Annotated in this window: 15 protein-coding genes; 6 read left to right on the top strand and 9 right to left on the bottom strand. The window is 67.2% G+C overall.

Annotation, left to right across the window (positions count from 1 at the left end; translation table 11 throughout):
* Positions 1–58 precede the first annotated feature (58 nt).
* The 3 genes from ACSNOA_RS10615 to ACSNOA_RS10605 are packed head-to-tail and all read left to right on the top strand — an operon-like array spanning position 59 to position 3,704.
* Positions 59–598 carry a 2Fe-2S iron-sulfur cluster-binding protein gene (locus ACSNOA_RS10615; RefSeq protein WP_436657778.1) on the top strand — a complete coding sequence of 180 codons (540 nt, stop codon included), beginning with the start codon at positions 59–61 and terminating at the stop codon, positions 596–598.
* Positions 595–1,584: an FAD binding domain-containing protein gene (locus tag ACSNOA_RS10610; protein ID WP_436657777.1), complete on the top strand. Its 990-nt coding sequence runs from the start codon at positions 595–597 to the stop codon at positions 1,582–1,584. The genes ACSNOA_RS10615 and ACSNOA_RS10610 overlap by 4 nt, the downstream gene beginning before the upstream one ends.
* Positions 1,581–3,704: a xanthine dehydrogenase family protein molybdopterin-binding subunit gene (locus ACSNOA_RS10605; RefSeq protein WP_436657776.1), complete on the top strand. Its 2,124-nt coding sequence runs from the start codon at positions 1,581–1,583 to the stop codon at positions 3,702–3,704. Before ACSNOA_RS10610 ends, ACSNOA_RS10605 begins: the two co-directional genes overlap by 4 nt.
* Here ACSNOA_RS10605 and ACSNOA_RS10600 read toward each other — a convergent pair.
* Together ACSNOA_RS10600 and ACSNOA_RS10595 are read right to left on the bottom strand one after the other, a co-directional pair.
* Complete coding sequence (locus ACSNOA_RS10600; RefSeq protein ID WP_436657775.1) at positions 3,693–4,265, bottom strand: GNAT family N-acetyltransferase; 573 nt, start codon at positions 4,263–4,265, stop codon at positions 3,693–3,695. The two genes, ACSNOA_RS10605 and ACSNOA_RS10600, sit on opposite strands and share 12 nt — an antisense overlap.
* 123 nt (positions 4,266–4,388) lie before the next feature.
* Complete coding sequence (locus ACSNOA_RS10595; protein ID WP_436657774.1) at positions 4,389–4,565, bottom strand: hypothetical protein; 177 nt, start codon at positions 4,563–4,565, stop codon at positions 4,389–4,391.
* A gap of 383 nt (positions 4,566–4,948) precedes the next feature.
* On the opposite strand from ACSNOA_RS10595, the gene ACSNOA_RS10590 reads away from it, so the two are divergent.
* Complete coding sequence (locus ACSNOA_RS10590; protein ID WP_436657773.1) at positions 4,949–5,674, top strand: hypothetical protein; 726 nt, start codon at positions 4,949–4,951, stop codon at positions 5,672–5,674.
* Between the two features lie 284 nt (positions 5,675–5,958).
* Here ACSNOA_RS10590 and ACSNOA_RS10585 read toward each other — a convergent pair whose 3' ends face one another.
* The 7 genes from ACSNOA_RS10585 to ACSNOA_RS10555 form a co-directional block, all read right to left on the bottom strand.
* Entirely contained in the window at positions 5,959–6,267 is a 309-nt protein-coding gene (locus ACSNOA_RS10585) for a hypothetical protein (RefSeq protein ID WP_436657772.1), read from the bottom strand.
* Positions 6,264–6,443 (bottom strand): hypothetical protein, encoded by a 180-nt coding sequence (locus tag ACSNOA_RS10580; protein WP_436657771.1) that lies wholly within the window; start codon positions 6,441–6,443, stop codon positions 6,264–6,266. The genes ACSNOA_RS10585 and ACSNOA_RS10580 overlap by 4 nt, the downstream gene beginning before the upstream one ends.
* A 335-nt stretch (positions 6,444–6,778) precedes the next feature.
* A complete protein-coding gene (locus ACSNOA_RS10575; RefSeq protein ID WP_436657770.1) occupies positions 6,779–7,990 on the bottom strand; it encodes a helix-turn-helix domain-containing protein in 1,212 nt (403 codons plus the stop codon).
* 286 nt (positions 7,991–8,276) lie between these two features.
* A complete protein-coding gene (locus tag ACSNOA_RS10570) occupies positions 8,277–8,708 on the bottom strand; it encodes a hypothetical protein (protein ID WP_436657769.1) in 432 nt (143 codons plus the stop codon).
* A 159-nt stretch (positions 8,709–8,867) separates the two neighbouring features.
* Positions 8,868–9,260, bottom strand: coding sequence for a hypothetical protein (locus ACSNOA_RS10565; protein WP_436657767.1), 393 nt, complete (start codon positions 9,258–9,260; stop codon positions 8,868–8,870).
* A 328-nt stretch (positions 9,261–9,588) separates the two neighbouring features.
* Positions 9,589–10,200: a hypothetical protein gene (locus ACSNOA_RS10560; RefSeq protein WP_436657766.1), complete on the bottom strand. Its 612-nt coding sequence runs from the start codon at positions 10,198–10,200 to the stop codon at positions 9,589–9,591.
* A 168-nt stretch (positions 10,201–10,368) separates the two neighbouring features.
* Positions 10,369–10,779 (bottom strand): hypothetical protein, encoded by a 411-nt coding sequence (locus tag ACSNOA_RS10555; protein WP_436657765.1) that lies wholly within the window; start codon positions 10,777–10,779, stop codon positions 10,369–10,371.
* A 362-nt stretch (positions 10,780–11,141) separates the two neighbouring features.
* Between ACSNOA_RS10555 and ACSNOA_RS10550 the strand changes: the two genes are divergently transcribed.
* Both ACSNOA_RS10550 and ACSNOA_RS10545 read left to right on the top strand, forming a co-directional pair.
* Positions 11,142–12,353 carry a low temperature requirement protein A gene (locus ACSNOA_RS10550; RefSeq protein ID WP_436657764.1) on the top strand — a complete coding sequence of 404 codons (1,212 nt, stop codon included), beginning with the start codon at positions 11,142–11,144 and terminating at the stop codon, positions 12,351–12,353.
* 458 nt (positions 12,354–12,811) lie between these two features.
* Positions 12,812–13,894, top strand: a complete 1,083-nt coding sequence (locus ACSNOA_RS10545; RefSeq protein ID WP_436657763.1) for an aldo/keto reductase — start codon at positions 12,812–12,814, stop codon at positions 13,892–13,894.
* Positions 13,895–14,775 lie beyond the last annotated feature (881 nt).

Below are 14,775 nucleotides of genomic sequence, written 5' to 3'. Positions count from 1 at the left end.
CATAACAGACTACTTTCGGGACCATCCGTTGGCTGGACGTTGTCGGGAGCTATTGAGCATGGAAGTCGATGTCACCCTCCGCGTGGACGGAACCCTGCACCGGCTGACTGTCGATGTGCGAACAACCCTGCTTGACGCTCTGCGGGAGCGGTTGGGTATCACCAGCGCAAAGAAGGGGTGTGACCACGGGCAGTGCGGCGCGTGCACGGTGCTGCTCGATGGCCGGCGGGTCAACAGTTGCCTCGCCCTCGCGGTGGCGCACGATGGTGCCGAGATGGTGACTGCGGCCGGGCTGGCCCCAGACGGTGAGCTACATCCGATGCAGCGTGCCTTCATCCGCCACGATGCCTTTCAATGCGGCTATTGCACACCGGGTCAGATCGTCTCGGCGGTCGGCATGCTCCGCGAGGTCGAGGCCGGCTGGCCGAGTGCGGTGACCGCGGACCGGCCTGCCGCCGTGGGCGATGGCGGGGGTGACCGCCCGACCATGGAACAACTGACCGACGACGAGGTGCGCGAGCGGATGAGCGGCAACCTGTGCCGCTGCGCCGCGTACGCCAATATCGTGCCAGCGGTCCAGGAAGCGGCACGGCGATGAAGCCTTTCCGCTACGAACGCGCCAGCAGCCCGTCCGGGGCCATTGCGCTACTCGCCGAGGCGCCGCACGGCGCCTTTCTCGGCGGGGGAACCAACCTGGTGGACCTGATGAAGCTCGACGTGGCCCGGCCGGACCTGCTGGTTGACGTACGGCGGCTGACCTCCGACCGGATCGAGGAGTTGCCCGACGGTGGAGCACGGATCGGCGCCGGTACTTCCAACAGTGATTTTGCCGCCGACCCGCTGATTCGCCGACGTTACCCGATGCTCTCCCAGGCCCTGCTGGCCGGCGCGTCCGGGCAGCTACGCAATCTCGCCACCACCGCGGGGAACCTGTTGCAGCGGACCCGCTGCCCGTACTTCCAAGATGTCACAACGCCGTGCAACAAGCGCGAACCAGGGACTGGCTGCTCGGCGATCGAGGGACATCATCGAGACCTCGCCGTCCTCGGCGCCTCACCGCAGTGCGTCGCGACCCACCCGTCGGATCTGGCCGTCGCGCTGGCCGCGCTCGACGCGGTGGTGCGCACCGAAGGGCCGGACGGGGAGCGGCTGATACCGATGACCGACCTCCACCGCCTGCCCGGAGCGGATCCGCAGCGGGACACCGTGCTTCAGCACGGCGAGTTGATCACCGCGATTGATCTGCCGCCCCTGCCGTTCGCGGCCTGCTCGTACTTTCGCAAGGTCCGGGATCGGGCTTCGTATGCGTTCGCGTTGGTCTCGGTGGCCGCCGCGATCGACGTCGTAGATGGTGTGGTGGGTGACGTGCGAATCGCGTTCGGCGCTGTGGCGCACAAGCCGTGGCGAGCGTATCGGGCCGAGGAACTGTTGCGTGGCCGACCGGTCGGCGAGGAACTGTTCCGCCAAGCCGCCGACGCCGAGTTCGCCGACGCCCGGCCGCTGCGGGGCAACGCGTTCAAGGTCCCATTGGCCCGAAACACGATGGTGCGAACGCTGCTGGATCTGACCGGAGGACAGCGATGAGCACAACCACCCCGGCCATCGGTCAGGCGTTGGACAGGTTCGACGGACCCGAGAAGGTGCGCGGCCTGGCCCCGTACGCGTTCGAGCACCCGGTTGAGCACCCGGCGTATCTGTTCCCGGTGTTGAGCACCGTCGCGGTTGGCCGGATAACCGGGATCGACTGCAGCCAGGCGAGCGCGCAGCCGGGCGTGCTGGGCGTCCTGACGCACCAGAACGCTCCCCGGCTCGGCACAGACGACGGTGAGCTGCGCGTCCTGCAGTCCGACGAGGTCGCCTTCCGCAACCAGATCGTCGGCGCGGTGATTGCGGAAACCTCGGAGATCGCCCGGCACGCCGCCAGCCTGGTGCGTGTGGATTACGAGAAGCGACCCCACAACGTCGACCTCCAGGCCGAGGTACCGGGCCACCGGGAGAAGCTACGAGTGCCGAACGAGGTGCTGCCGCTCTTTCCGATGGACACCGCCGACGGTGACGTCGACGGTGCGCTGGCTTCGGCGGACGTGCGCGTCGACCACGTCTACAGCACCCAGTGGATAAGCCACAACTCGCTGGAACCGCACACGACGATCGCCTGCTGGACCGACGAGGGGTTGACTCTGCATCTGTCGACCCAGGGGGTGACCGGGATACAGGGGGCGGTGGCCGGCGCCTTCCGGCTCGACCCCAGCCGGGTACGGGTGATATCGCCGCACGTCGGCGGCGCGTTCGGGTCGAAGGTACTTCCGCGCGCCGACGTCGTGCTCGCCGCGATGGCCGCCCGGCTCGTTTCGGGCCGACCGGTAAAGTTCGTGCTCACCCGGCAACAGACGTTCTCCCTGACCGGCTACCGGCCACCGACGATCCAGCGGGTCCGGCTGGGCGCCGGACGCGACGGCCGCCTGGTCGCAATCGACCACCGCTCGATCGAGCAGACCTCGAAGGTCAAGGAGTTCGCCGAGCACAGCACCAGAGGCACCCCGAGCATGTACGCCGCACCGAACCGCCTTACTCAGCAGTGGGTGGCCGAGCTGGACGTTCCGACGCCGACGATCATGAGGGCGCCCGGGGAGGCGTCCGGCATGTTCGCGCTCGAGTCGGCCATGGATGAGCTGGCCATCGCCTGCGGCCTGGATCCCATCGAACTGCGGATCCGCAACGAGCCGGACAAACACCCACATTTCGGCCTACCATACTCCAGCCGAAACCTGGTCACCTGCCTGCGTGAGGGCGCCCGCCGCTTCGGCTGGGAGCAGCGCGATCCCACCCCGCGGGCACGTCGGGAGGGAGGCTGGCTGGTAGGCACCGGAGTGGCAGCCGCAACGTACCCAGTACTGCGGCTGCCAGGATCGAAGGCGACCATCCGGGCCGGCGCGGACGGCCGGTACCTCGTACTGATCGCGGCCGTGGACATCGGCACCGGGACCCGCACCGCGCTGACCCAGGTCGCCGCCGACGCGCTGCAGGTCGACGTCGAGCAGATCGACCTGCGACTCGGAGACACCGCATACCCTCCCGCGGCCGAGGAGGGAGCATCGGCGGGGATCACCAGCTGGGGCGCCGCCATATACGCGGCCGCCGACCAGCTGCGTCAGCGACTGAGCACCGAGCACGGCGGGACCGTGCCGGCGGACGGCCTGGAGGTCACCGCCGACACGCCGGAGAACCCATACCTCAAGCAGTTCGCGATGCACAGCTTCGGCGCGCAGTTCGCCGAGGTACGGGTACACGAGGACACCGGCGAGATACGAGTACCCCGGCAGCTGGGAGTGTTCGCCTGCGGCCGGATCGTCAACCCGAAGACCGCCCGTTCACAACTGATCGGTGGAATGACCTGGGGTCTGTCCATGGCGCTACACGAACAGAGCGTGCCCGATCTCCGGTTCGGTCACGTGATCAACCATGACCTCGCTCAGTACCACATCAGCAGCAACGCGGACGTCGGCGCCGTCGAAGCGCACTGGATCGAGGAGGACGACCCTTACGTCAACCCGATGAGGACCAAGGGCGTCGGCGAGATCGGCATCGTCGGTGCGGCGGCCGCGATCGCCAACGCCGTGTACCACGCCACCGGCGTCCGCATCCGGGAGCTACCGATCACCCTCGACAAGCTCCTCCCAGTTGAGGAGGGGTCACAGCGGTGACGGGTCGTCGCGCAGCCGGCTGTAGAGACACCCGTCGCGCCAGGCACCGGCCCGAAACTCGCAGGCCCGCAGGACCCCCTCCAACTGGAAGCCGGCCTTCTCCAGCGACCGCCGCTCGGCGGCGTTCTCGGCATGGGTGGTGGCCTGAATGCGCTGCGCCGGGGTGTGGCTGAACAGGTAGTCGCAGAGCAGCGCCTGGGCCCGCCAGCCGATGCCCTGGCCGCGCCACTCGGGCAGCAGCGCGATGCCGATCTCCCAGTAGGGCGCCCGCCCACCGTACTGACCCTGGAGATAGCTGAGGTAGCCCGCCCGGACATCCGCCGCCGGCTCCACCTGCACGACCAGGCCGCCGGTCCGCTCGCCGAGATAGCCGTCCTCGGCGAAGCGGCGGGCCGGCGCGGCGGCGTCCCGGAAGCCGGCCCAGTCGAGCCCGATCAGTCCGGGTTCGACCGCGAACCGGCGCAACATCGCCAGATCGTCCTCGGCCACCGGGCGCAGCCGTACGGTCGAGCCGGACGCCTGGTGCACGATGCCGGCCACCGGCGGATGGGAACTGTCCATCCTCCGCACCGTAGTGGCGGGCCGGGCCGCCCGCTGCCCCGGACCGGCGGCCGTCAGGCGGGTGGCGCAGCAATCCCGCAGGGTGACGGTCTCCTCGTACCTCTCGGTGCGTCACCGTTGCGGTTACCAGGGCTGGGCGCCGGCGTCGCTGAAGTAGCCGCCGCTCGGGGCGTCGGCGGCCAGCGTCGTCAGGCGCACGATGATCCGGGCGCCCTCGGCGGCGGTACGCGGACTGCCGTGGTGGGTGAGGTCGGTGGCAACGTGACCGGGTGACGCCGAGTTGAGCGCCGGAGCACCCACTCATGACCAAGCGAAGCCACCACCAGGTCGTCGTGTTCGAATCGCAGTCGGAGACCACCGACCGACGGCTCTGTTGGTAGCCGCGGATGAGAGAGGCGTCGAGCAGGCGCTGGCCAACGAACGAGGCCAGCAAGTCCGGCTCCCGCGCGGAGCCTACTTGCGTCTCACCGCACTCCTGCATCTCGTAGGACGGGTAGGGGCCGACGAGTTCCAAGCGAAGGTGCTGCCGCAGCCCCTAGGTCGGCCGATGCCGCCGGGTTGATCGGCTCGCGGCATGGCGGGGCTTGAGGAACGGCGAGATGGGGCAGCACGGGTACGACCCGTGGCAACCGTTAGACAACAACCCGACAGTATGTTGACGCCACTTGTAGGACGATCCATCTATGAGGGAGTTCGGCGGCGACGAGCGCGAAAGCCCACTTTCAGGTATAGAGATGCTGCGACGGACAGAACGTCGCCGGATCTTTCCGCCTGCGTCAACACGATCGTCTGAGACGATTCCTGAACCTACAGTGGACGCTCGCATGCTCCCGCTCGAGGCGGCTGAGGCAACTAGACCAGCGGAGGGCGCCGAAACACCGAGGCCACGCGAGGTTCGAGGAGAGAGCGCGGCCGCCCAAGAGTTTTTCCGGAACCGGGAGACCCGCTTTATCGAGGCGGTCAACAGCGTCAAAGAGGCCGCACAAACACTAGTGCGCAATTTGGCAGACGAAGTGTCGGTCGCCAAGCTGGAGCAGTTCATGGAAGATGTTAGCGTTAGCTGCGACTTCCTGACTGACCAGCTTAGGATCCTGGTGACTCAGGACACCGACGCACAAAGTCGGGCCGTAGCATCAATGGCGTTGGCAATGCAGTCCCTGCAAACTGAGGTGACGGAGTTTCAAGACGAGCTATCCAGCCCCGACTGGGCCGACCACGAGATCACCGTAACGCCTCCCCGCAAGGCCGCAGCCTTCACCAGAATCCTGCAGCTAATTCGAAAGGCCATGGGGTATCTGTGGAACCTCATATCGGGCCTACTGAAACCGAAGGAATGGTCGATCAAGGGTGAGTTGAAGGCAATCCCCTTGTTGGCCAAAGCCGAGGTGGAAATCAGATTCGGCGCTTGACCCGAGCGGCAAGGCGGCCCGCTTACAAGCTCTGCCCGCTCCGTCTAAGCGGGTCCGTCCGCTCCGTGAGCTCGGGCGACTGTCCGCGCCCGGCTGGCGGGCGTCCTCGTCCCGGCCCGTTGCTGTCGCCGTTGCTGTCGACAGCCGCGCCCCTGGGCGCGGCTCAGTCCGGTCCAGCCGTGTCGGCGCTGCTGCCGTCGTAAAACCAGACCACCGCCTGCGGTAGCTCTTCCGCAACACGCGCCGCCAGCACACGTCCCTCGGCGGCGAAGGCCGCGTCCGGGTCAGACGGCCTGCTGACGCGGTTCTCGGCTCGGTTCGGCTGGCATGGTTGCTGTATTTCGCTGCTGTACTGGTGGCATGGGCTCGCCGGCTTCCCTGGTCCAGCCGAGGAAGCGGCGGTGCAGCACGCCGGCCGGCGTCCAGGGCATGTCCTCGGTGGCCTGGACGAGATAGCTCCCGAGGTAGAGGACCAGCGACACCGGAGCATCCGCGTACTCCGCCCGCAGCTCCCGCTTCCGCGTCGGGCAGGGCCAGGGCAGATCGCAGCCGCCGCAACTCCAGATCGGCATGACCGGGCCGTGGGTGGTCACCGCACACTCTCCAGGAAGCGAGCGGTGATCATCCAGGCCTGCCGGCTGGTCGCCCATTCCACCTGCCAGCACGGGTAGGGAGCCAGCCGCGACCACCATGCGCGGCAGCCGACGCACATGCCGTCCAGCCCTCGGATATGCACGGCGACGATCGTCTGCTCCTGCCCGGTTCTCACTGCTCATCCTCCTGCGGCCAATGGCCACGGTTGATCGGAACCCGATGCCGGGCGCGACAGGGAAGGTCTGCCCCACAGCGGCAGACGCGCCGCCAGAGCTGCCATGACCACACCGGCCGATGCCTGCGGCCGAGTGTCAGCGCGGTGGCCGAGAGGTAGTCGTCATACGAGACGCGCCGCACATACCCTCCCTCGTCGGTCACGAGGGCGGCTTCCTGCCCTCGCAGCTGAGAGGGACGCGGCGACCAGGCGATACCCGCACCGCCCGCCGCATCCCGTGAGCAGGAAGCTACGGTGGGTCGCGGAGCGGAATGGGTATGGTCTGTACCCCTGAATCAGGAGAGGAGCCCGACCTTCACTGCAAGGTCACGGGCGTCGTCCCGGGTGGAACGCGGACCATCGAGCAGGTCCAAGGTGATCTGACGGGCGTACCCGTTGAAGCGGATCGTTTCCGGCGCCGACTCGTACGCCTGCCGAAGGGTCTTCACGGCCGCTTCCTTGTCGTCCTTGCCGTAGTGCGCCCGCGCGACCTCAATGAGGTGGCGTGCCCGGCGCGGCCTCGACGGAATGGCCGCCGAGTCGTGGCGGCGTGCCTGCCGTACCGCTTCCCCAGACTTTTGCAGCTCCACCGCCACGGTCACCGCATGAGCACCCATGATGACCCGCGAGAACGAGGTCTGCGGCTGATAGAAGCTCTGCGGTAGGCGCTGCGCCACCCGGTCCGCGCGATCCCAGTACCGCCAGGCCCGGCCTTCCTCCCCAGCACGAGCGGCGGTGTAGGCCGCCTCGAAGTTAAGCGCACCCCACAACGCCAGCAAGTTCGTGCTCCCGTCGGCCGCGCGCGACTCTAGAGCCGACAGGACGTCCAGAGTCACCGCCATCGCGGTGTCCCAGTCACCGGCATCCCGATGCACCTGGCACAGGAACCATCCCGCGCATGCCACCGCCTCCGGGTCACCGGACTCCTGGGCTGCCATCATCGCCCGATCAGCCACCCGCCACAGCAGTTCGGCGGCAGGCTGGTAGGCAAGGAACATCTGCGTCAACCCGAGTGTCTCGGCCAACAGCGCTTGAGCCCGTCGACGCTCGTTACCCTCGTACGCCAACACGGCGCGCTGCACGTCGCGAAGCAGCCCCGGCAACAACCGGCCCAACACCGTACGGTGAGCCGACGCATGGTGGCGTGCCCGCCATGCCACCGTCAGCCGCTCCCTCAGGCTCGTCAACGACTCCGCGGAAGCCTCGTCGGGAAGTACGAAGCGGTTCACGGCGTCCCGGACAGACGCCAGCGCAGGATGCTCCGGCCCGTTGACCACGGCAGACCGGTCGCTCAACTCCCCGGCCAACGCCGACACGTCGACCTTGAGCGCACGCGCGATGCGATCCAGCATGTGAATGCGCGGCGGCAGGATTCGGTCGGTCTCCACCGCCTTAACCCACTCGGCGCTACGGCCCACCAACCCGCCGAGCACCGCGCGAGTCTTCCCGGACCGCTCCCGGTAGACCTTCAACCGCTGTCCGAAAGTCAACTCCGGCAAGGAATCCATCCCGAACCTCCTCATAGCGCGGGATGCACCATCGGCCCCGGGCCGCCGTGGCACCAACGCTACCGGCCTGCCCGCCGCCTTATAACCCCTCACACACGGCGCGCCAACTTCCAGGCCGACGCAACGGTGCCTAAGACCCCTCGCTTGTAAGTTCTGGGCGCTCCGTCCGGCCGGTCTGCGTCTTTCTCTGACCTCGGGCGGCAATCCGCGGCTGTCCGCCCGCGCCCATCCCCGTCCGGCCCCGTTGCTGTGGAAGCACCAGGGCAACCGAACAGGAGCAGAAGAGTCAGGGAAGGCTCCCTTCCTGCCCGGCCTCCAATCGGTCTGCTCGACGGTGAAGTTCCGCAGCTATGGCGTCCCAGTCAGGACCGAAGGCATGTAGGTCGGTAGCCGCCACACGCAACAACTCGACGTCCTCCGGCCGTTGGAGGCAGGCCAGCCGGAACGCGAGGTTTCGCGCCCAGACCGGAAGACCTATCCAGTCCTCCTCCAGCATCACGTCCAGCATCGCCACGATCTCGTCAGTCGACGCGAAGGTCACCACCTCGACATACGCACTGGCAACTCTCTCGCTGTACCCCCGACCAGCGAGCAACCGGGCCAACTCAAGCAGCGACATGCACTCCGGTGCGAAGGGCTTGGCGTCAGAGGATTCCTCGCGACGATCCCTAGTACCCCTATCCAGCAACGCCCGCAGCCAACCCGTCGTCTTCGCCACTGAGAAGCTAACCGCTCCTCACCTGACGAGACGGGCACGGCAGAGACATCGGGCGACGGTTCGACACAGGGGCTCGCCACGGTTGGCCGAGCCACTGACAGGTGGCGACCGTGCGGCAGACCGACCTATGCCCAAGCGGCGGCCACGGCGAGCTGTCCTTCACCGATGACGGTTCCGCCCTGCCGCTCGGATCGCCCAGACATTGGCAAGGAGGCATCCGCCTCCAAGCCCCAAAAGGAGCGCACCGCCTGCGCCGACGAACCCAGTTTTCCAGTTGAGGGTCAGTCCACCGACGGCGAACAACAACGACACCATGCCGAGCCCGGCCGGAATCGCCTGACCGTCGAGCCACCGGCGGATTCCGATGACAATCAATGACGAGCCGACCGCGAGGCCAACCAACAGACACAACGCTGCAAGCGCCACGTGACTGGAGGCTGTTGTCACCGTGACGCCGGCCGCAACCACTGCCAGCCCAATCAAGAGAGAGGCGGGCATCGCGCCCTTCGGCCAGGCTCGGTCGTCACGATGCTCAAGCTTCGTCTCAGTCACCGGCACATTGTGCAGCCGGTAGCTCCCCGCACCAAAGAGGCACTGGCCCTCCAACGAAGGGCTGGGAAGCCGCCGTGGCCGTCCACCACGTCAAGCGAGCTTTGACGCACGTACGGGCGTCGCCTGACACAGCCTGAGTCGGCTTTCGTGCCGTGGACCGCGCCCTCGACGGACACCGCCACAGTGGCGCAGTTGTCCCAACCTCGACCAGCACGGACCCGGCTCCCGGGGCCGGAGCTGGCGCTCCTAGAGGACCGGCATGCCTCACGCGGACACCGCCCGGCGACTCGCTCGGCATCTGACCGAGACGGACAGAGACGGGTACTGCTCAGTTTTCGCGGTTCGGGTCGCCGAGAGCGTCCCACTCCTCAGGTGTGGCGGGAAACGGCTGCCAGTACGGCAGATAGAACGGTCGCCACGTCGGAGCGACCATCGAAAACGACTCCAGCTCCGGGTCCGCGAGCATGCGGTAGATGAACTCCGTCATGGACATGTCGAACCGGTGCCACGGGTGGGGCGGGTCGTGCCGAGCGAGCACGGGCCACCGATCAGACTCCACCGAGCGGTCCGCCAGCCAAAAGTACTGACCTCCGGACGAGTCGTGACCCCATTCGATCAGCCCGGACCCCTTGTCGGGCCCATACAGATCGTAAGGGGCGTACAAGCGCGCGGCGGGATCGTCATGCTCACTCACCCAACGCCGGCCGGAGTTCCACCACCCGAGCAGCGAAGTCGAATCGTGATCGTCAGTCGGGCGCAGTAGGTCAAGGACGCCCATGAACAGGCCTGGCACGAACCGCCGGCACAACTCCTTGAAGTCGCCAGGCAGCGTGACGCCGAGCTCGGCCTCCGCCTGCTCCCAGCCGGCAGCGCCCTCGGGCTCATGGCGCCACCCGGTCACCTCGATGATCCGGTCGATCCACGACAGCTGATCATTCACGGCCGGCAAGGTAACAGCACAGGCGGACATCTCCTCGCCTGGTCGTCACCCGCCCGCTGACCGTTGCGGCTACCAACGGAGGGCACCGGAATCGTCGACGTCTCGGCAGCCCGGCGAGGATGTAGCCGGGTGAGGTGTCCGCGGCCGCTGAAGGCTCTGCGCCCTGCGTTAGAACCAAGTCCACGGGCGGACAAGTCGCCACAGGCGCCCCTGCCAGCGAGCATGCAGAGGATGCAGGAAGCGCTCGATGTCCTCCAGCGCGTCGGTGGCAGTCCCCTTGACGTGAGGCAAGACGCGCGCCCGACGGAGCGCGGCGACTACGCGATCTTCGTCGAGCTGACCGTAGACCCTTGCCAGGTGCCCAAGGCAGGTGGCGGCGAGCGCCTGCACTTGCTGGTTATCGTGACCGAGTAGAGCCAGGTAGAGCTCCTGCGACTCTCTCCAGTCGCCATCGCCGTATAGGGCGCATCCCACCATCGCATCCAAAGCGCCGATTATGTCATCGCGATCGAGAGCAATCTGGACCACCACCGGCGTCGCCGGTGGAGGATTGTGAAACGTGAGGTGCTCGTGACCCATGTCTTACATCTTTGATCATCGCTGCCGTCGGCCAACATCCGCTCATCGGCAGGAGAGCACCAGGACCGGACGAGCAGGCGCCCTCGAGCCGATTCGTCGACAGACGTAGCGGTCGCGCTGTTGGCTGCCCAGCCCCCAGACGCGCCTTCGAGCATCGCATGATGTGAGCAGCAGGAGGCGACCACTTCGGACCCTACTGGGAGGTCAAGCACTACGCAGCGCCCCGTTGTTGCTGCTCGGCGGCTTGACCGGCCGTTGAGCACTCCTATGAAAACAGGACGCCGTACCGAGGTACGTCATACCGTCGGCGCGTGGTACGAATGCCCTAACTTTGGCACAAAGCCGATAGAACGGGCGAGCCGATGACGACGAGCATGGCGGGCGAGCTGCTGCGGAGACCCGGGGAGCCGCAGCGGGCCACCTTCCTGGAACTGTTCTTCGACCTGGTGTTCGTCCTCGCGCTCTTCCGGCTCTCGCATGGCCTGCTGGACCATCTCAACTGGAGCGGCGCCTTCCAGACGTTGGTACTACTGCTGGCCCTGTCGTTTGTCTGGTCCCACATTTCGGGAACAACCGACATATTCGACCCGCACCGACCTTCGATACAGCTGCTGGTCATCGCGTCCATGCTCGGAAGCCTGGTCATGGCCGCCGCGCTGCCTGAGGCGTTCGGCAAGCATGGCCTGACCTTCGCGGGCACGTACGTCGCCATCCAGATCGGTGCCAGCGTCGTGCTCGCGCTACTGGTGCGAGGCCACGAGACGCAACGCGCCTTCCAGCGGATACTTTTCTGGTTCGCCGTGTCCGCTGCGCCGTGGATCGCGGGAGCCGTCACGCACGGTACGGCGCGTGTGGCGCTGTGGACGCTGGCGGTGGCTACCGACTACACGGCGAGCGCTCTCCGCTTGCCCACGCCGGGGTTGGGTCGCCTGAACGCGTCAGAGCTTGCGATCCTGGGCGAGCACTTGGCCGAACGCTTCCGGCAGTTCTTCATCATCGCGCTCGGCGAGATGATCCTGGTCACCGGACTGGCGTTCAGCGAGAGCGGCTTCGACGCGGAGCACAGTGCTGCCGTCTTGGTGTCGTTCGCCACCACCGCGTTGCTGTGGCGGATCTATATCTTCCGAGCGGGGGAACTGTTGGCGGAAGCCATCGCGGCCGCTCCGGATCCACTCCGAGTCAGCCTCTCGGCGACCTATTCCCACCCGATCATGGTGGCGGGCGTCGTGGCCAGCTCCGTCGGCGCCGAGCTCGTCATCGCCCACCCCTTCGGGCACACACAGCCGGCCTGGATCGCCGTCCTCCTCGGCGGACCCACGCTGTTCCTGACCGGGCGCGGCATCTTCGAGCACACGGTGTTCGGCCGCGTGTCCCGGGATCAACCGATGGGGGTGCTTGCGCTGGCCGCCCTGGCCCCGGCAGTGCTCCTCGCCCCGCCGCTGCTGGCCGCCCTCGCCGCCACCGCGGTCCTCGCCGGGATCGCCGTTTCCGACGCGATCCGCGCGCGAGGACGCCCACCCGAACCGCCCTCTCCCCCAGGTCGAACTGCCGTCCGCCGATTCCCTCGACGTTGACAGACCGAACGGCTTGGGCACCTGCTCGACGGCAGACTTCTGCGCCAACGTGCAAACCGCTCACGCTGGGAGCGCTGTCGGAACTCGGTGGAACGATCTCGTCAATCAGGCCGAGGATCTCGTCGTCCTCAATAGCGTCGAACTGCGCCATGATGCGCGACCTCCACCGCCGCGTCGCCCACGTCGAATCCCGGCCGACCCTGAACCAAAGCCCCGTTCACCCTCCCGTACCACCGAGGGCAGGTGCCAGCAGGACTTCGCGGCAGCAGTGGAGTCAACAGGGCGGAACGCGCGAATTGATCTTCCGGGGCACGTACGATCCCGAAGAGGGCGAGCGGATTGTGCAACAAGTCGCCCGTATCGTGCTAGTTGATCAAGGCTCCGAGGGCTTGGATGGTGGGGCGCCCGGGGGCGGTCCGTGACACCGCCTCGTACCTCTGTCAGTTTGGAGCTCCCTGATGTCGCTCGATTCCTACGTCACGCTCGGCCGTTCGGGCCTGCGCGTCAGCCCCTTCACGCTGGGCACGATGACCTTCGGCGAGGATTTCGGTTGGGGAAGCAGCCCTGAGGAATCCAAGAATGTCCTCGCGGCCTACCTGGGCCGGGGCGGCAACTCGATCGACACGGCCAACATCTACACGAACGGTCATTCCGAGAAGATTATTGGCGACTACTTCGCTCGCCAGCGCGAACTGCGCGATCGGGTGGTGATTGGTACGAAGTTTTTCGGCAACCTTTACCAGAACGACCCTAACGGCGGCGGACCGGGCCGTAAGGCGATCGTGCAACAGTTGGAGAACTCACTGCGGCGCCTACAGACCGACTACGTCGACATCTACTGGTTGCACAACTTCGACCCGTCCACCCCCGTCGAGGAGACCCTCAAAACGCTGGATGATCTGGTCAGCGACGGCAAGGTTCGCTACGTCGGTTTCTCCGACATCCCGGCGTGGGCGACTGCCGAGGCCGCCACCGTCGCGCGTTTCCGCGGGTGGGCGCCGATCGTCGCCCTGCAGTTGGAGTACTCCCTGCTCGAACGCACTTCGGAGGGGGAACTGATCCCCATGGCTCAGGCCCTGGGCATGGGAGTGATGCCATGGGGGCCGCTGAAGAGCGGATTCTTGTCTGGCAAGTACTCCAGCGCCACCACCGGCCCGGTCGACACCGCCCGCGCGCAGATGGTCGGCGTCCCGGACGAGGCCGACTACGTCGTGATCGACGCGCTCCACGCCGTCGCGCGCGAGGTGGGCGCCAGTCCCGCCGCAGTGGCCCTGGCGTGGGTACAAGGCCGTCCCGGCATTACCTCCACCTTGATTGGAGCGCGCCGCATGGACCAGCTCGAGGCCAACCTGCATGCCTTGAACGTCACTCTCACTGAGGCCCAGCGCGCCACACTGGATAACGTATCCACTCCCGTATTGAACTTCCCCGCCGACAACAACCGAATGATGGCCCGGATGATGCAGTTTGCCGGAGCCACGGTGGACGGGCAAGCGTCAACGGTCTCGCCGCGACTGCAATCCAGCAGCACCCGCTACTGAGCAAGGCCCAGACGCTCATTCCGATGGTCCGCCTCATGGCTCTGACCCGTTTCCGGGGTGTCCTCGAACCGGTCTAGCAGCACGACGGAGGGCCGTGACCGCAGCGGCCGGTCATACCTCGCCCCCGCCCCGGTCGATTGGCCGAGGCGGGGGCGGTGGTGCGGCGGCGGCTGCTGGTCGCCGTGCCGGTGCTCGCCGCGACCAGCGTCGGCATGTTCGCACTGGGCGCAGCATCGCCGGTCGACCCGGCCAAGCAGTACGCGGGCGCGGCGGCGTTCACCGCCAGCGAGGAGAACCTGGCGCAGGTCCGCGACAACTGGGGTCGACGATCCGCTGCCTGTGCAGTACCTGTGCTGGATCGGCAACCTGCTGCGAGGCGATTTGGGCTGGTCGACCAGCCGCCACGAACCGGGCGCGTCGGTGCTCGCCGCCCGGGTCGGCTGGACGCTGCTGCTGATCGGCATCACCCTCGCCGTGGTCCTGGTCGCAAGCCTGCTGCTGGGTGCGCTCGTCGCCTACCGGCGCGGTGGAGCTGTTCGACCGCGTGTTGCGGGCCGCCGCGTACACGGTCGAGTCGATGCCGGTGTTCTGGATCGGTCTGGCCGCGATAGCCGTGTTCGCGTTGGCTCTCGGGTGGGTGCCCGCAAGAGGGCTCACCGACGTCACCGCGACCGCCATATCCGCCGATATCCACCGCCCTTCCCGCCGGCTGCGCCTTCACCGCTCGCTGCCCGCGTCGCACCGCCGCCTGCGAGAACCAGCCGCAGTCCACACCGGCTGGCGATGGCACGGTCGCCTGTCACGACCCCTTCGGTGTGAACTGTCGGCGAGCCGGTCGGATCAGGCTCGATGCGAGGTCAGACGGCCTGCTGGTGCACTGC

It is taken from the genome of Micromonospora sp. URMC 103 (assembly GCF_051386435.1).
Taxonomy (GTDB): domain Bacteria; phylum Actinomycetota; class Actinomycetes; order Mycobacteriales; family Micromonosporaceae; genus Micromonospora.
Note: the sequence above shows the minus strand (reverse complement) of the source record. Positions and strands in the feature narration are given on the sequence as shown.